Annotated in this window: 14 protein-coding genes; 6 read left to right on the top strand and 8 right to left on the bottom strand. The window is 59.3% G+C overall.

The genetic code is table 11. The features are described 5' to 3' along the window. Positions 1–3 precede the first annotated feature (3 nt). Positions 4–1,329, bottom strand: a complete 1,326-nt coding sequence (locus tag HOP44_RS16500; RefSeq protein ID WP_172255250.1) for an extracellular solute-binding protein — start codon at positions 1,327–1,329, stop codon at positions 4–6. A gap of 281 nt (positions 1,330–1,610) precedes the next feature. On the opposite strand from HOP44_RS16500, the gene HOP44_RS16495 reads away from it, so the two are divergent. Together HOP44_RS16495 and HOP44_RS16490 are read left to right on the top strand one after the other, a co-directional pair. Beyond that, positions 1,611–3,026: a family 43 glycosylhydrolase gene (locus HOP44_RS16495; RefSeq protein ID WP_172255248.1), complete on the top strand. Its 1,416-nt coding sequence runs from the start codon at positions 1,611–1,613 to the stop codon at positions 3,024–3,026. A gap of 269 nt (positions 3,027–3,295) precedes the next feature. Then, the gene (locus HOP44_RS16490) at positions 3,296–4,600 is read left to right on the top strand and encodes a WD40/YVTN/BNR-like repeat-containing protein (RefSeq protein WP_172255246.1); all 1,305 of its coding nucleotides are present in this window, start codon (positions 3,296–3,298) and stop codon (positions 4,598–4,600) included. A 212-nt stretch (positions 4,601–4,812) separates the two neighbouring features. Here the strand turns inward: HOP44_RS16490 and HOP44_RS16485 are convergent, their stop codons facing one another. Beyond that, positions 4,813–5,511, bottom strand: a complete 699-nt coding sequence (locus HOP44_RS16485) for an NAD(P)H-dependent oxidoreductase (protein ID WP_172255244.1) — start codon at positions 5,509–5,511, stop codon at positions 4,813–4,815. A 125-nt stretch (positions 5,512–5,636) separates the two neighbouring features. Beyond that, complete coding sequence (locus HOP44_RS16480; protein WP_172255242.1) at positions 5,637–7,088, bottom strand: DUF3999 family protein; 1,452 nt, start codon at positions 7,086–7,088, stop codon at positions 5,637–5,639. Between the two features lie 194 nt (positions 7,089–7,282). On the opposite strand from HOP44_RS16480, the gene HOP44_RS16475 reads away from it, so the two are divergent. The 3 genes from HOP44_RS16475 to HOP44_RS16465 all read left to right on the top strand — a co-directional run bounded on the left by HOP44_RS16475 (position 7,283) and on the right by HOP44_RS16465 (position 10,097). Next, complete coding sequence (locus HOP44_RS16475; RefSeq protein WP_172255240.1) at positions 7,283–8,518, top strand: MFS transporter; 1,236 nt, start codon at positions 7,283–7,285, stop codon at positions 8,516–8,518. Continuing rightward, positions 8,511–9,245, top strand: a complete 735-nt coding sequence (locus HOP44_RS16470) for a TetR/AcrR family transcriptional regulator (RefSeq protein ID WP_172255238.1) — start codon at positions 8,511–8,513, stop codon at positions 9,243–9,245. Before HOP44_RS16475 ends, HOP44_RS16470 begins: the two co-directional genes overlap by 8 nt. A 312-nt stretch (positions 9,246–9,557) precedes the next feature. Then, positions 9,558–10,097: a DoxX family protein gene (locus HOP44_RS16465; protein WP_172255236.1), complete on the top strand. Its 540-nt coding sequence runs from the start codon at positions 9,558–9,560 to the stop codon at positions 10,095–10,097. A 99-nt stretch (positions 10,098–10,196) separates the two neighbouring features. Here the strand turns inward: HOP44_RS16465 and HOP44_RS16460 are convergent, their stop codons facing one another. The 3 genes from HOP44_RS16460 to HOP44_RS16450 all read right to left on the bottom strand — a co-directional run bounded on the left by HOP44_RS16460 (position 10,197) and on the right by HOP44_RS16450 (position 12,435). Beyond that, positions 10,197–10,754, bottom strand: coding sequence for a hypothetical protein (locus HOP44_RS16460; RefSeq protein WP_172255234.1), 558 nt, complete (start codon positions 10,752–10,754; stop codon positions 10,197–10,199). A 126-nt stretch (positions 10,755–10,880) separates the two neighbouring features. Beyond that, on the bottom strand, positions 10,881–11,927 hold the full coding sequence (locus tag HOP44_RS16455) for a glycosyl hydrolase family 18 protein (protein ID WP_172255232.1): 1,047 nt from the start codon (positions 11,925–11,927) through the stop codon (positions 10,881–10,883). Between the two features lie 136 nt (positions 11,928–12,063). After that, positions 12,064–12,435, bottom strand: coding sequence for an IDEAL domain-containing protein (locus HOP44_RS16450; protein WP_172255230.1), 372 nt, complete (start codon positions 12,433–12,435; stop codon positions 12,064–12,066). A 202-nt stretch (positions 12,436–12,637) separates the two neighbouring features. On the opposite strand from HOP44_RS16450, the gene HOP44_RS16445 reads away from it, so the two are divergent. After that, complete coding sequence (locus tag HOP44_RS16445; RefSeq protein WP_172255228.1) at positions 12,638–13,066, top strand: Rrf2 family transcriptional regulator; 429 nt, start codon at positions 12,638–12,640, stop codon at positions 13,064–13,066. 168 nt (positions 13,067–13,234) lie between these two features. Here HOP44_RS16445 and HOP44_RS16440 read toward each other — a convergent pair whose 3' ends face one another. Beyond that, positions 13,235–14,275: an ABC transporter substrate-binding protein gene (locus HOP44_RS16440; protein ID WP_172255226.1), complete on the bottom strand. Its 1,041-nt coding sequence runs from the start codon at positions 14,273–14,275 to the stop codon at positions 13,235–13,237. Positions 14,276–14,646: 371 nt separating this feature from the next. Then, a complete protein-coding gene (locus HOP44_RS16435; RefSeq protein WP_172255224.1) occupies positions 14,647–17,301 on the bottom strand; it encodes an HAD-IC family P-type ATPase in 2,655 nt (884 codons plus the stop codon). Between the last annotated feature and the right edge of the window lie 59 nt (positions 17,302–17,360).

Raw genomic sequence — 17,360 nt, 5'->3', positions numbered from 1 at the left:
CGCTTATTCCTCCAGAATCCGGTCGATTTTCGGCCCGATTCCTCTCAGCATGCCGTCCACGGTCTGACTGCCCGACCACAGCTTCTCCAGCTCGACGACCAGCTCGTCGCTGACCCGCCCCTGCTTGGGATGATCCGGAAAATAAGCCACATCGTCGGCCGCTTCGGCGTAATCGCTTCGATTCGGCAGCGCCAGGAATGCCGGCGAGTGCGCAGCCGCTTCATACGCCGGAATATGCCCCGCCTGCGCCCAGACATCGCCGCGGCGGGTCAGCCAAGCGGCGAATTTCAGCGCCGCAGCGCGCTTCGCCGGATCGCCGCCTTCCGCCTGCGCGGGCAGCGCCAGCGTATGGGCGTCGCCCCACGAAGCGGGACGGTCATAGATCTGCGGCAGCGGCATGACGCCGAAGTCCAGATCTTCCGCCTGCTCGAACAAACCGATCGACCAGACGCCGAGAAACAGCGTCGCGGCTTCCCCCCGCGCGAACTGGCTCGTCGCATCGTTGATATCCGGCGGAATCAGGCCTTCCCGGTACAGCGAATCGACGTAATCCAGCGAACGTTCGGCGGCTTCCATATTCAATTCGGCATGCCGTCCGTCCGCCGTGTAGAGCCGTCCTCCCCCGTCGATCTGGCTGTACAGCGACCACCACAACCACAGCGAATCGATCCGGATATTCGGCACGGCGAGAGGCGCCACGTTTTCCGGGACGTTCGCGCGAATCTTTTTCAGAAAATCCGTGAAGCCCTGTTCTCCCCCGGCGAGCTTCACTTGCCCGTTCGTATACAGCCCCGCCTGCTCCAGCCATTTCTTGTTGTAATACAGCACCCCGAAATGGGCATCCAGAGGAATTCCGTAATGGGCGCCGCCCAGCACCGTTCTGCGCAGAATATTCGGATTGTAGCCGTTCCAGTCCAGCCCGTTCTCCGTCGCTTCTTCTTCCCCGATCTCCGTCACGAACGCGGCCGGAACATACTGCGCATATTTCGAAGCGTGCACGATCGCCGCGTCCGGGGCTTCCCCCGTTACGATCGCGGTCGACAGTTTCGTATAATAATCGTCCAGCTTGTTATTGTTCATCCGCACGAAGACCCCGTCTTCGTTCTCTTCGTTGTACTGGGCGACCAGCGCGTTCATGAACGAACTGTCTCCTCCGCTGAAAGGGGTCCAGAATTCGATCGACACCGCCTTTTCCGCCGCAGCCGGCGTTTCGTATCCGCTTTCATGATTGTCCGTCAGCCACAGTCCCAGCGCCAGAACCCCGCTTGCAAGCACGGGAACGAGCCACAGCGGGGTTCTTTTTCCGTACCAAAAATTAGAGCGGCCCATTCCGCTTCTCCTCCTCGTTCCCGGCATCCGGTCGCCGCGTTGTCCGTTTATTGTCCTTATACACGCCCTGCATCCATTCTAAATCCGATCGGAGCGCAAACGCCGCTTTTCCGCCGTTTTCCCAAAATACCGTCTATACCTAAAAATATGTCCATCCCCTCAAGACCGCAAGCTTTTTCCCAAAAAATAAGACTGCTGCCTCCAAAGATCCGTCCTGTTCTCGGCCCGGCCCTTGCGTTAAGTTGTTCGTAATACCCCACAATCCGAAGGGAGACCAGAAAATGGACAAAAAAACATGGCTCAAGGGAGGACTTGCGCTGATGCTGCTCGGCACGACGCTGAGCGGTGGAAGTTTCGATGCGGCGCAGGCGGCTCCGGCTCAGGAAAAGAACGATTTCTATAACGTCATCATGCAGGACGGCGCGGATCCCTTCATGTACCGGCACGCGGACGGCTACTACTATTTCACGAAAACGACCGGCGGCAACGTGACGCTCTGGCGTTCCAAAACGCTGACCGGCATCGACGCGGCGGAGACGACGGTTGTGGAGACGGGCGGCCAGAACGTGTGGGCGCCGGAAATTCACCGGATCGACGGCGCCTGGTACATCTATTACGCCAAAGACGACGGAGAGAACGCCAATCACCGGATGTATGTCATGCAGAACAAGTCGCTTAATCCGCTCAAAGGCACCTGGGTCGACAAAGGCCCGATTACCGACTCCACCAACCGCTGGGCGATCGACGGCACGGTGTTCAAGGCGCGCGGTATCTCGTATTTCGTCTGGTCGGGCTGGGAAGGCACCGAGAACGTGCGGCAGGTGCTGTATATCGCGCGCATGGGCAATCCGTGGACGATCGATTCGCCGAGAGTCGAGATTGCGCGGCCCGAGTATCAATGGGAGACAAACCATTCCCCGAACGTGAACGAAGGCCCGCAGATTCTCGTTAAAGGCAATCAGATCAACATCGTCTACTCCGCCAGCGGAAGCTGGACGGACGATTACTCGCTGGGGCTGCTGACAGCCAAAAACAACAGCGACCTGCTGGACCCGGCTTCGTGGACCAAACGGCCGGATCAGGTGTTCAAGACGGGCGGCGGCATCTACGGACCGGGACATGCCAGCTTCACGACATCGCCGGACGGCCAGGAAGACTGGATCGTGTATCACGCGGCAAAAAGGCAGGGTTCCGGCTGGGACCGCGAGATTCGCACGCAGCCGTTCACCTGGAACGCGGACAAGACGCCGAACTTCGGCAGTCCGCTTGATCCGAACCAACCGATTCCGCTGCCTTCCGGCGAACCGGAGCGCGACCGCTACGAAGCGGAAGACGGACGGCTCGCCGGTACGGCCAAAGTGTCGCAGCACGCGGACAGTTCGGGCGGCGCGAAAGTCGGTTACATCGATACCGAAGAAAGCTATGTGGAAGTCGACGTCGATGTGGACAAAAGCGGTACGTACATCCTCTATGCGCGCACCGGCAACGGAACGGCGGGCGGCAACTGGTCGACGCTGAAGCTGTCCGTGGACGGCGGACCGGCCAGCGACTTCTTCGTGACGAACCAGGGCTGGGACAACTGGGGCACCTCGACGCAAAAAATGACGCTGGACAAAGGCAAGCATACGATCCGTTTCGCCAAAGGAAACGGCTACGCGGAGATCGACGGTTTCGATCTGTTCCGGATCGGCAAATAAGCATCCGGCGAAGTTCTTCGCCGCGGCCGCGCAGTTTTGCCGCCTCTACTCTTCCATCACGAATAGAATGTTCTCGACAGCCTTGGGAACGGAAACCGGTCAATCGGTTTCCGTTCTTTTTTGTCGCAGCCCGTTCGATTCGGCGCCCCGGCTCCGGTTACAGAACCGACATCGCCGGTAACAAGGCGGGACTTGAACGACGATGGAAAAAGAAGGAACATGTAAAAGAACGTGATCGCAAACCTGGATAAACAAGGAGCTGATCGAAATTGAAGAAAGCATCCTCCAAGCGAACCCTGCCTCTTCTGGGAGCGGGGATCCTCGCGGCGGGCATTTTGACCGCAGCCGGATTGCCGGGAGAAGAAGCGGCCTACACCGGCAGTCCGGCTGTATCGGCCGCCTATTCTCCGGCGGCTGCCGCCACGCAGCCGGTAGTTCCGGATAGTCGGGCGGCCGAAGCAAAAGCCGGAATTCGAACGGACAAGCAAGAAGCCGCATTTGTGCAGCTGCAGCAGGTTCGATTTCTAACGGCGACCACCGGCTGGATGATCCGCTCGGACTCTGCGCCAAGCGGTAAACAGACCCTGCGGCTGGTGGTTACCCAAGATGGAATGCGAAGCTTGACGGAACACAAACTTCCCGGCGACTATGCGGCAGGAATCGGTCTGTCGGATGCGCAGACCGGCTGGGTGCTCGTCTATGAAGCTCCGCGAAAAACCTCCGGCACGGTTAGCGGTTATTCCCGTGCCCGTCTGCTGCATACGCGGGATGGAGGAAAGACCTGGAAAACGCAGTGGAGCAAAACCGGCAGCTATCCGGCTTCCTCCCAGCGCGAGAATGCCGTAACTGTCGTCGGCCCCCGGTCCGCCTACGCCATCATCGGCCCGGACCTTCTGGTGACCCGGGACGGCCGGTCCTGGTCGAAAGCCGCTTTCGGCCGGCAGGACTTCGTTCCGACGCAGGTGTCCTTCGCCAATGCCCGAAACGGCTGGGCCGCCGGAACGATGCCGCCGCACGAAGACGACTCGGATGCCCGGGTCGTCTCGGTCCTGCATACGTCCGACGGCGGACGTATCTGGTCCAAGCAGCTGACGGTCGGCCCGACCAACGAGAACAGCGACAGCAGCCAGCTCCGCAGTGCAGCGCTCGATTTTGTCGACGCCAAGACCGGATTTCTTCTGACGGACGATCCCAGCACGATGACGGGCGTTCTCTACCGGACGACAAACGGAGGCGCAAGCTGGCGTATGGTGAACGGCGGACTCCGCAGCCATCGCCCCCTGATTACGGGCATGGACTTTGCAGACGGGCAAGCAGGCTGGCTCTACGCTTCTCCCGGAGCCGGACCGGTCGAAGGCGGACTGATGATTACGCGCGACGGCGGGAAGACGTTCGCTCACGAACCGGATGCGGGCTACGACTTGAGCTTTGCCCAGTATTTCAAAAGCGGCAGCGGCTATGCGGCAGGCCGGACGTTCGAAGGGGAGGATTACCTGACGCGCACGCGCGACGGAGGGGAGACGTGGACGCCCGTGTACCGGCCGTATTCGGTGCCGGGCAGGTCGGCCGAATAGGCAGCAGACGCTCGTCCAATACAGCCGGAAGATCGGGCGAAAGGAAAACGGGAGTCTCCGAATCCGGATAAAAGGATTAGAAGAAAAACCCTCTGCGCCTTTATTCGGCGCAGAGGGTTTTTCTTCTTGTTCTCGCTTTTTCCAAGCCCTTATTGTCCTAAGCCGGACGAGGATTCCGCTTCAGGCCCGGATCTACCGCCTTGCAAAAACCTTTACCGCCACTCGACCACTTCTTCCACCGAACGGCGGGTCTTCCCGGTCGGTTCGCCCGCCCGGTAACCGAAAGCGGCCATACACGCCAGACCGAAATGGTCCGGATCCAGCAGATTTTCTTCCGCCAGTACCCGTTCGACTTCATGTTTGACAAAGCCTTCCATCGGACAGGAATCGATACCGATCATCGCAGCGGCCGTCATCATGTTGCCGAGCGCCAGATACGTCTGGCGGCAGGCCCATTCGAACATGGCCCGCTCATTGCCTTGAAGCGCGAAGCCGGTGCGCAGGAACGTATCGTACGTGCGGCGCTTCATGTCGGAGATCTCCTGCGGCAGACGCTGCACGTCGCTTAGCATGTACGAGATGTAGTCGGAGTCCGCCGTCATATCGTGCGGCAGGCGGGCCAGGACGAGAAGAACGTGACTGGCCGAAGCGAGCTGGCGGCGCGCTCCGCCGGCATGTACCGCGATCTTGCCGCGCAGCTGCGGGCTCTGCACGACCACAAACTTCCACGGCTCGAAGCCGTACGAACTTGGCGACAGGCGGCCGGCCTCCAGAATAAAGTCGAAATCTGCCGCCGTCACTTGGCGCGTCGGATCAAAGTCTTTGACCGCATGGCGGAAACGGTAAGCGTCAAGCAGTTGGCTTTTGGCTGCCGCGTAAGCGTCCGGTCCGGACTTGAATGGGTCGGTCATCGAAATGCCTCCTTCGTTCTTGTTCTCCCGCTTATTTTAACCTACATTCGTACGGGAGTGCGATTTATTCGCTCAACTGCACTTCCCGATCGAACTCTTCCGTAAAAAATCTCATTTGGCCCGCCTCACTTCTTTTTCGGTTTTCGGCTCAACAGTACGATCAGCAGCAGTCCCGCGCCGCCCAGTCCGATATAGAGCAGAATCCGGAGCGAGTCGCCCGCGCCGACGACCGGCCCGGACTCTTCTCCTTCGGTTCCGGAGAGCGGTTCCCGGTCCGGCGGGACGAACGCCTGCGCTTCTTCCGGCCCGAGCTGCGCTTGAGCCGGAGCCGGATTTTCGATTCCGGTATGCAGAGCGGCGGTATCGTACTGCGGCTTCTCTTGTCCTTCCGATCCGTACAGCAGACGGTAAGGACCTGCGCCGGTGTCTTCGAATATCAGCCGGTCGACCCGGTAGCCCACTTCGACCGACTCGATATTCAGCGGCGGATTCCCGGCGTTGTCGATCACGACCATCGGCTTTTCGTTCAGGATCGGCTCCGCCAGCCGGATCTGCGTATCCTCGACACTCAGGCCGTTCAGTTTCAGGCGGTTCAGACGGGTCGGCGACAGAATCCGGGTATTGGCGCCGGTGCCTTTGGCCCGGTTCACATAGAAGATCCGGCTGAACTCCTCCGAACCGTCCGACGCGGAAGCGTTCAACCGGATCTGATCGATCCGCAGCCGATCGGCATTATAGATCACGACCTCCGACATGCGGGCAAGAGTCTCCACATTAAAAGGCAGTTCTTTCGCCCGGCGAAACGCCTGCCCGCTGACAGCCGCACCGACATCGCTCAGCATTCCGTCCGTCAGTTCAATTTTCCCTCCGGCGTTCGGCACGTTCAAGCGGTAATACCCGTAGCCGGCCGGCTCGTCCAGCTCGATGACATTGCGAAATTTGGTTTCCCCGTCCGCGTACAGTTCGCCCTCGGTCACCGGCTCCCAACTTTTCCCGTCTTTGCTGCCTTCCACCCCGATCTTTTTGAGAAAAGGACCTTTCGACAGCGGAAAAGTCAGCCGGCTGCCGCGAAAGTTTTCTTGATCGGAAGCCGGAATTACACGAAAATCGAACCGCGTTGCCTCCTTGCCGGGGGTACTCTTGATCAATTCCAGCGGATAATAACGGTCGAGCCCCCGCTTGCCTTCTTCGCCAGAATCCGTATAGTACGGCACAAACCTGCCCGAAGCGTCAACGATACGGACATCATCCAGATTCTCCTGTGCCCGTCCGTAGACGTCGGCGTCCAGATACAGCGCTTGATAGCGGGAGACCTCGGCAGGCCGGATCTCTTTGGCAAACGCCCAGGAGCCGGATTCGGCTTCTTCTTTTTCCAGCGGACGGGCGCTGAAGGCGGCCGCCTCAAGCCGGTTTCCAACCGATTCCTCCGCCGAGGCCGGACTCACTTCGACTCCCGCGGAGCCGGGCGCCTGCTGCGCCCTACTTTCCGGCAGTCCCGCCAAGACGCCGAGCAGGGCCGCCCCGCAGAGTGCGGCACCAAGCTTCTTTTTTGCAAATCCGGATCCATACTTCCCCATTCCGATTTTCCTCCTTGATCTTCCGGCTTGTACACCTGTTCCGGTAGGCGGATCTCTTATGTCCTGTTACCCTTTTCCCTCCGATTTCTTTCAAGCCGAAGGCAAAAAGCCGCATTTACTTTGTCTGCAAAAAAAGGTATGCTGGGCAGGCCAAAAGATTACACCATGTAAACCGTATAAAAAGGAGCTTGTCCATGTTTTCTTCCCGGCTTTCCCCGCTCGGTGCCGATCCGGGTACCCCGGCCAAAATCGGCCTGCCCATGTTTGTCCTTATGCTTAACTTGTTTATCGCTCTGCTTGGACAGGGCATGGTCATTCCGATCCTCCCCGACTATCTCAAGCAGTTCGATGCGGCCGGAACGGCGGCCGGTTATCTGGTCGCCGCGTTCGGCGCGGCGCAGTTCCTCTTCTCTCCGATCGGCGGACAGCTGTCCGACAGACTTGGACGCAAAAAGTTGATCGTCGCAGGGCTCCTCTTCACCGTCGTCTCCGATTATCTGTTTGCGATCGGCCATACGCTGCCCCTTCTGTATGCCGCGCGATTCATCGGCGGAATCGGGCTCGGCCTGATGGTCCCTTCCGTCATGGCGTACGTCGCCGACAGCACGACGCCCGCCACGCGGGCCAAAGGCATGGGTTATCTCGGAGCGGCCATGAACCTCGGCATGGTGCTGGGTCCCGGACTGGGCGGACTGATCGCCGAATTCGGTATTCGCGTCCCTTATTACTGCGCAGCCGCTCTGAGTCTGCTGGCGGCGGGCTTGTCGCTTCTGCTGCGCGAGACGCTTACGCCGGAGAAACGGGCCGCAGCGGGAACGCGCAGGCGCGAACCGATCCTGCGGCAGATCTCCGATTCGTTCCGCACGCCGTATTTCCGCTACCTGCTGCTCGTCTTTGTCATGACGCTCGGCTTGATCAATTACGAGACCGTCTACGCGCTTTTTGTGGAGCAGAAATACGGATTCGATGCGCGCAGCATTTCGATCGTCATTACGCTCGGAGCGGTGATCGGCATCGTCTGCCAGATCTGGCTGCTGGACCGGGCGGTTCGCCGATACGGCGAGATCCGGCTGATCCGCTTCTCGCTTGTGTTGGCCTCGGCCGCGCTGCTGCTTATGCTGGTCAAGTTCAATCTGGCGTACCTGCTGATCGTTTCGGCCGTTTTTTTCGCTTTCAACTCTTTTCTTCGGCCTACCGTCGGGACCTTGATCGCCAATGCGGCGGAAGACCGTCAGGGTTATGCGGCCGGTCTCAACACGACTTATTCGAGTCTTGGCAGTATCGTCGGCCCGCTGCTCGCCGGTTGGCTGTTTGACGTTCAGCTGAATTTGCCTTATATTTTGGGGGCTTTGATTCTGCTGGCGGCGCTGTTCCTGACCGGGAATCGCGCGAATAAGCCGGCCACGAAACGGAAGAGGGTTCATGACTGAAACCTGGCACCAACACCGCAAGCAGCAGAACCGGGAAGACCTGATCGCCGCCGGTCGGACGCTTTTTTTGCAGCGTGCTTTTCCCGGCGTGTCGGTCAAAGACGTCTGCGAACTTGCCGGAGTCAGCCGCGTGACTTATTACAAGCATTTCGAATCGATCGACGAGCTGGCCTTCGAAGTGCAGATGGAAGCATTGGAGCATATGACGGCATCCGTGCAGGCGGTCTCCCAATCCGCCGAACCTTCGGAACCCGATCCCGCGAGCGGCGGGGAAGCTCCCTATCCAACGGACGGTGCGGCCATGCTGCATCGGATGCTGGAAGCGTGGAGCGTATATGCCGCGCGCAATCGGAATTATATGAAATTCATTCTGCTGTTCGATCTCCATTATGACGCTTACCCGCCGGAAAAAGCACTCGGCAGCCGCTACCGGGCTTTTATTCTGGAGAAAAAACGGCAGCATTTTCTGAACGATGCGCTTGGGGCAGGAATCCGGGACGGTTCGCTGCGCTCCGACCTGGATCTGAACGAGACCGGCGAATTCGTCTTCACCGCCATGATGGGCCTGCTGCAGAAACTGTGTCTGTCCTATGCCGCCGAAGGCAAAGAAGGCGATGCCGAAGCCGCGGAAGAGGCCGCTCTTGCGGACAGCCGGCGCCAGGCGATCTCCCGCCGCTTCATCGCCATGATTCTCGATTCGCTGCGCCGCACGGATCGATCCGGTTAGCCGAAGTCGGGCTCCGGTTCGCTCATCTTGCAGTCCGCCGCTTGCGTGCGCCAACAGCCAACAGCCCCGTTTCTATCGGAAACGGGGCTGTTGGCGCGGTTCTGGCCGGCGGACAGCGGCTCCGAACCGCAGCTGCACCGGGCGATTCGGGCACAACGAACATTTATTTTAAATTTAATCTATGTTTGTGATATTTATCACATTTTAAATTTTAGATTTAATTTAAGATAAGGACATGGAAGAGATGATCATCAACCAAAAACAAACAGAGCCGCTTCAGCGGCCCATAAAACCCATAGGAGAGTGGAAAAAATGAACAACTGGCTGAGAACCAACAAAGTAGCAATGTGGATGCTGACCGTCCTGCGTGTGTACATCGGTTTCAAATGGATCACCGGCGGATGGGGCAAGCTGACCGGAGGCGGGTTCGACGCCTCGGGCTTCCTCCAGGGCGCTCTGGCCCAAGCGGGCGGCGACCATCCGGCCGTACAGCCTCTGTGGGCAAACTTCCTGGAACACTTCGCCATCCCGAATGTCGGCCTGTTCAACGTCCTGGTTCCGATCGGTGAATTCGCGGTCGGCCTGGGCCTGATCCTCGGAACGTTCACCACCTTCGCCGCACTGATGGGCATGGTCATGAACTTCGCCTTCCTCTTCTCGGGTACGGTCAGCACCAACCCTTACCTGATCCTGGCGGAAATCTTCATCGTCGTCGCTGCTCTTAACGCCGGCAAAATCGGTCTGGACCGCTGGGTGATTCCTTACCTCAGAGCTCATGTCTGGGGCCGCAAAAACAAATCGGGCGAAGCAAACAACGCCATGAACGGCAAAAAAACAGCAGACGCGGCTTAACCTTCTTCCCGAACTTGCGCGAATACGAACAGGTCTCCTTCATTGGCCCATGGGCCGAAGGAGACCTGTTTTTGTCGAATATGAAGATCCGGCGGAAACTCAAGACCGGAAGGAACCGGCAGCATGACCCCGGCCTCCGGCTTGACGCTCCGGCACATCCAGACCGTGGCTCCGCGCAAGATCGATCAGGGCGGAAGCGCCGAACCGGACAGCCATCAGTACGGATTCGCGCTCTTCCCTACTGCGATAAGCCGCAGCCGGCTCCGGGTCCGCAAAGTCCGGGGCGCCGCTTCCATAGTACGGATGCCAGTCGGCCGTCTGCCGCACCTGCGCGGCAGAGTCCGCAGCTCCGTTCGCCAACGCCGCCTCCGGGTACAAACCGGCCTTCGGACCTTCGGCAGCCGGCTCCGCTTCGCACAGCTTCATCGCCGGGGCAAGCGCGGCAGAAGCATCGGCGCCTTCTTCCGCGCAAAGCATCAGCAGCTCCAGCAGCTCGGCCGCCCGCTCGGGATCGCGCAGCCGGACCGGCGTTCCGTCTCCCGGCACCTCGCTCCCCACCAGTTCGCTCAACATCAGTCCGGCCCATTCCGCGACTTCCGTCGCTTCCTCGGGCAGCACCCGGATCCGGATCATCTCTTCGCTTTTTCCGTTTTGCACGTGTTCTCCTCCTCTTTGACCGGTTCGGCCGGCCTTCTTATCTTTTATTTTAGAGATTAAAATAAGAAGATAAAGAGAAGATAACGCGCAGGTATTTTCGTATTTTATCTTACCCTTCATTCCGAGTCAGTTCAGTCCCGATTGCAGCGCTCTCCAAAAGCTGTCGTCTTCCATCCCCAACGCATAGACGGAAATGCCGCCCAGACCGTATTTCTCGACCAGCCGCGCTTTGGCCTTGATGCTGTACGCGTCTTCGTACCAGAGAACATGCCGATCTCCGCCCGGCGCGTTGTAACGAAGACTCATGGACAGCGATTTCGGATCGCGCGTTCCCGCGTTTTTCAACGTCCGCACGATCCGCTGCGCTTCCGTCCATTTTAGCAGACCGCCGCCTTGATCTTCCGGATCGGAGAGATTCCAATCGTTGCCGTAAGCGGGAAGGCCGGCGAGCAGCTTGGACGGTTCGGTCTGCGATACGGCGAATTTCAGCGAGGCGTCCACCCAAGCAAACCCCGCCGCAGATCCGGGTTCGCCCCAGATTCCGTGCTCGTCGTACGTCATGACCTGAATCCAGTCCGCTTCGCGTCCGATCGCTTTGTAATCGAAAGCGCCCGACCAGCCGTTTTCCGGATCGTCTTCCGTTTTGGCGGGCACCGACACCATCGTCTTTCTGCCGATTTTGCGCATCTCCCCGGCCGTGTCCCGTACAAAACGGCTGAACGCCGCACGGTCTTCGGGACGCACTTCTTCCAGATCGATATTGATCCCGGCGTAATCGTGCGTCCGGACCGTACGCAGCATACTGCGAATCAGCCGGATCTTGGCTTCCGGTTCGTTCAGCACACGGCGGGCAATGGCTCCGTCCCAGCCGTTCTCCCCGTAATTCGATACCAAGGCATAAGCCTCCATGCCGTAACGGTCGGCCGCCGCCAGCGCTTTCTCCGGCACGTGCCCGACCAGATTGCCGTTTCCGTCGGTATTCAGCGTATCCGTGGACAGCAGATTGAAGCGCTTGTGGTAACGTTCAAGTGAACGGTCCGACTCGTCCGTGTAATAAGCGAGTACGACCGGCTTCGTATCGGCCTGTACCGAATTCGCCGTTTTGTTCGTATGTCCCGCGGCCATAAACAGCCCTGCCGCCAGTACGGCGGCTGCGATCTTGCGAGCGGTCATCGACGGCACCCCCTTTTTCATTGTTCATCCGTATAACGCAAAAAAGCGGCTATCGCCTTCCGGACGATCCCGCTTCATGCGCCGTGCAGTTATTTAATCTATAGGGTTCCAGCCGAATCGTCAGCATTCCGACACCTTAACGAATATCCGAAGAGCCCAACCGGTTAACCGGGCGGTGTCCCAATCCGTTTTCTTTGCGTTTCGACCGTTTCGGGCCGCTGCGCAGTTCATTGGTCAGTTCCATAAACCAGGCTTCGTCGCGAACCTGCAGCGCCAGATCGATCAGGCTGTGAATCTCCTGCTCGCTTTTGCGCGGATTCTCGGACAGTTTCTTCATGCCCCGATCGGACACGGCAATCTCCTTACCCATCAACTCCTTGTTGTCGCTGTGGGTGACCTGCAGCAGAGCCGTCTGAATAGGCGCACTCGACGCAATCAGATAGCCGTGTACCAGAGCGCCGTCGTCGGTGTAGGCTTGAATCCAATCTCCCGTCGTCCATTTACTCATCTCGATACACCTCTCTCTTCCCCGTTTAAGAAGTTTATTATTTGCCGGATTCGACTAAAAGAATTATACTTGGGATCTAACTGTAATTATAAATTATACAGTTCAAAAGGTCAAGGAAGGTAAGAATCGATTCATTGTCTTTCTCCGCACCAGACCTTCGGAGCTTATCCTTATATTAAGTCAAGTTCAGGAGGTATAAACAATGAATAGCGAATTTCCTGCCGCCGTCCACCTGCTCGTCTATCTGGCCCACTCGACTTCCGGCTCTGCCAACAGCGAAGAACTGGCCGAAAATGTCGGCACGCACCCGGCCCGTGTCCGCAAGATGATGCGCTGTCTGCGTGAACAAGGTTGGGTCGGCACGCGCGAAGGCATCGGCGGCGGCTATTTTCTCCGGGCCGAGCCTGCGGCAATCCGTTTGGCGGATATCTACCGGGCTTCCTGCTGCGGCGGGCTTCGTCCCAAAAAGCCGACCGGCAGCCCGGGCAGCACCTGCCCCGTCTCGTCCGGCATCTCGGGCGCGATGGATCATTACTTCGGCGAAGCGGAGAGCCGCTACCTCGATTATCTGGACGGTGTGACGGTGCAGGATGTCCTGCACCGGATCGTAGACCCCCGTCCGCTTCCTTGAACCCTTCTTGCAGCGGAACCCCTCGCCTGCACCATGAAGTCAAAAAGCCGTGTCCTTGGGGACACGGCTTTTTGACGGAGGATGATAGGCGCCGGAAGACTCTTCCCGCTTGGCCTCTTGAGCTTCCTGGCGCTTCGCGTCTGTCGAGGGATTCGTTCAAGGCGCTTGTTATTTGGAGCCCGTGACGCTTGCTAGCACGTCGTCGATCATCTGGCCGTTGGCGATGGCTCCCGTGTACAGCCAGCTGCTGTCGCGGTCGAATTCGTACACCCGGTCCGCTTTGACGGCCGGAATGTTGCGCCAGACCGGATCGGCCAGCACCTGCGCTTTGTCTTTGCCGCTGCCGTTGACGAGGAACAGATAATCGGCATCCAGATCGGCCAACAGCTCCAGAGACAAGCTGCTCCAATTCGCTTCGCTCGCTTCCGAAGCCTGCTTGACGATATCGGGCACGGTCATTCCGAGGTCGTTGTAGATCACATCTCCGCTGGACAGGTTCATGTTCACGACGTAGACGTCTTTTTCCGTCGCCCAGAGAGCCGCCGCTTTCTTCGCTCCTCCTGCCGCTTCCTCGAGCTTCGCCTTCGCATCGGCCGCTTTGGCTTCATAATCGTCCAGTACTTTCTGCGCTTCGTCCTTTTTGCCCAGCACTTCGCCGACCGTCAGCAGTTCCTGTCTCCAGTCGTTATTCTGCGCGTTGCCGACCACATAGGTGGGGGCGATCGCCGAATACTGCTTGTACTTGTCGCCCGCCACCAATTCCGCGCTGTCCATCAGAATCAGATCCGGCGAGTAGCTGGCTGTCACTTCGAGCGGAAGTTCCGACGGAATACCCGGCACGCCGGACAGCGACTCCTGCAAATAGCTCTGCATCTTGTCTTCGCCGATCATCCACTGCGCGACCGGTTTCACGCCGAGCGCTACCAGATGGTCTTCCAGATACGAAGCGATGACCGCTTTCGGTTCGGCGGGGACCGTCACTTCATGGTCCATCGAGTCTTTCAGCACGCGGGCTTCGCCGGATGCGGCCGTTTCTTCGGCACCCGTATCGGCGGCAGGCGTCCCGGATTCGGATGTCTCGCCTGCCGGCTGTCCGGTTTCCACGGCCGTACCCTTGTCCGTCTCCGCCCCGTTCGAGCAGGCGCTTACCGCAAGCGCCAGACTTCCGGCCAGCAGAATGGCGAGACTTTTAAATGGTTTTGTCTTCATGGATCATAACCCCCGTTTAATTTTAATTGATAACGATTCTCATACCCACCAATATAACGGCATTTCCTCCGCCGCGCAAGCCCCGGAAGCGGCGTCTATCCGGCGCACGGATCGCCGACTCGCTCAACCGAAACACCGCCGCAGGGCGAACGGGACCGGCGGCGGCCGCATCATCCGACCGCACGGCAGCGAAGTTCCCGCTTGGCCCGGGCCTCCAACGCACGAAAAGTCTCCGAATCCGTTCAATCATCAGCTCCATCAGCTCAACAAAGAGCACGAAGGGAACGCGAAAAAGAGCAGCGCCCTGCGGCGCTGCTCCACTTCCGGTTATATTCGCTCCCGGCCCAACTTTCAAAGCTTCGCCGAAGCTTCTACACCTGGCCTTTGCCGCGTGCCATCCGCACCCGGATGACTTTGACGATCTCCATCAGTACAACCGCTCCGAGTGCAAGACCGGCCGCAATCAGCCAATCGTCCACGCCGAAACCGGCCGGGATCGAGAAGATCTCGCGTACGCCGGGAAGCAGCGTGACCGCATACAGTACGAAGCAGAACAATACGGCCCCGAGCACGTATTTGTTATCGAAGAATCCGGCTCCGAATGCCGTCTGCGTCTGCGAACGCGCCGCGAACGTCTGCAGCGTACGCGCCAGAATCAGCGTCGTGAACGCCATGGCTACGCTCAGCTCGGGCGATTCCCGTAGCCCGATATACTGCGAGACGATGACCGCGGCGCCGATCAGCACGCCGCGCGCGATGACGGTCTGAAGCGTGCCGCCCGCGAAGATGCCTTCGTTGATATCGCGCGGTTTGCGCCGCATGACTTCCGGTTCGGCTTTCTCCATGCCGAGCGCGATGGCCGGCAGCGAATCGTTCAGCAGATTGATGAACAGCAGCTGCAGCGCCGTAAACGGATTGATCCAGTCGAAGACCAGCGCGAACAGAATCGCGATGATCGCGCCCAGATTGCCCGAGAACAGATACGCGATCGACTTCTTGATGTTGTCGAATACGGTACGTCCGACTTCGACGGCGCTGACGATCGAGACGAAATTATCGTCCGTCAGGACCATCGCCGCGGAGTTCTTGGCCACATCCGTGCCGCTGCCCATCGCCACGCCGATATCGGCCTGCTTGAGCGCCGGAGCGTCGTTGACGCCGTCGCCGGTCATGGCCGTGATCCGGCCTTTTTTCTGCCAGGCGCGCACGATCCGGATTTTGTTCTCCGGCGAGACGCGCGCGTACACCGCGATATGTTCCAGGCGGTTGTCCAGTTCGCTGTCGGACAGCGCGTCCAGCTCCCGTCCGGTCAGCGCTTCGTCGCCTTCTTCCATCAGTCCGATATCGCGGCCGATCGCCTGCGCCGTCGTCTTGTGGTCGCCCGTAATCATGACCGGGCGAATACCGGCGCTTCTCGCTTCCTTGATCGCGCCGTAGACCGCGTCGCGCGGCGGATCGATCATCGCCGTCAGACCGACGAACACCAATTCGTTCTCGTCATCTTCGTCGACGGATACGCCGGCGGCGATTTCTTTGTAGCCGAAGGCCAGTACACGCAGCGCCCGATCGGAAAAGTCTTCGTTCCGCTTCTGGATGCCGCGCAGCCGTTCGTCCGTGAACTTTTCTTCGCGTCCGTCGATCCGGATGCCGGTGCAGCGGTCGAGCAGCACGTCCGGCCCGCCTTTGACGAGCAGCAGCCGGCGGCCGTCCACCGTATGTACGGTCGACATCAGCTTGCGGTCGGAGTCGAACGGAATCTCGTCTTCGCGTTCGTACGTGCCTCGCACTTCTTCATGGCTGCGGTTCTTCTTGGAACTGTAGGCCAGCAGCGCCGTTTCGGTCGGATCGCCGATCTCCTGCCCGTCCTCGTTGATTCTCGAATCGTTGCACAGTACGGCGATCCGCATCAGCCACTGTTCGGAGTCCGTCCATTCGGCCGGGTCGTCCGGGATCTGTTCTTCGCGGCCTTCCGGCACGAAATCGTCGACGACCGTCATCTTGTTCTGTGTCAGCGTACCGGTCTTGTCGGTACAGATGACGCTTGTCGAACCGAGCGTCTCGACCGCCGGCAGGCGCCGGATAATGGCATGCCGCTTGGCCATCTTGTTCGTGCCGACCGCAAGCACGATCGTCACGATCGACGACAGCGCTTCGGGAATCGCCGCGACCGCGACGGCCACGGCGAACATGAACGAATTCAGGATCGCGCCCGTCATATCGCTCGTATCGCCCGAGAGCCATTCGCGGCCTGCTTCCACCGCAAAGATCACGATGCAGAGAATCAGAATGAACAGTCCCAGCTTCTTGCTGAAACTCTCGAGCTTGCGCTGCAGCGGCGTCTGCTTAGCTTCTGCGCTTTCGAGCAGTCCGGCGATCTTGCCGATCTCCGATTGGGCTCCGGTGCCGGTCACCACAAGGGTTCCGCGGCCGTAGACGACCAACGCGCCGCTGAACACCATGTTGCGGCGGTCGCCGATCCCGGACTCTTCCCCGATGGTGTCCGTATGCTTCTCCGCCGGTTCCGATTCGCCGGTCAGCATGCCTTCGTCCGTCTTCAGCGAGCTGCTCTCGAGCAGCCGTCCGTCGGCCGGCACATAATCGCCCGCTTCGAGCAGCACGATATCGCCGGGAACCACTTCCCTGGCCTCGACCGTATGGACCTGCCCGCTCCGTTTGACTTTGGCCGCGGGTGCGGACATCTGCTTCAGGGCATCCAGCGAATTCTCGGCTTTGCGCGTCTGCACGACGCCGATCACCGAGTTCATGATCAATACCGCGAAGATAATGACAGACTCGATGACTTCGCCCAGAGCCAGCTGGACGATAGCCGCCGCCAGCAGCACAATCACCATCGGATCTTTGAACGATTCCAGAATGAGCTTCCAGATCGGGTCTTTGCCTTTTTCGTTCAGCTCGTTGTAGCCGTGCTCTTCCAGCCGTCTGCCCGCTTCCCCCGAATCGAGTCCTCCCGGACTGGACTTCAGTTCCTCCAGCGTTTCTTCGCCGCTTTTACGGTAAAACTCCACGGAATCCCTCCTAATCGTTCGGCGCGGCCCGGCATCCGGTTCAACGAATCGGGAAGTTC

Source organism: Saccharibacillus deserti (genome assembly GCF_013618475.1).
Lineage (GTDB): Bacteria > Bacillota > Bacilli > Paenibacillales > Paenibacillaceae > Saccharibacillus > Saccharibacillus deserti.
Note: the sequence above shows the minus strand (reverse complement) of the source record. Positions and strands in the feature narration are given on the sequence as shown.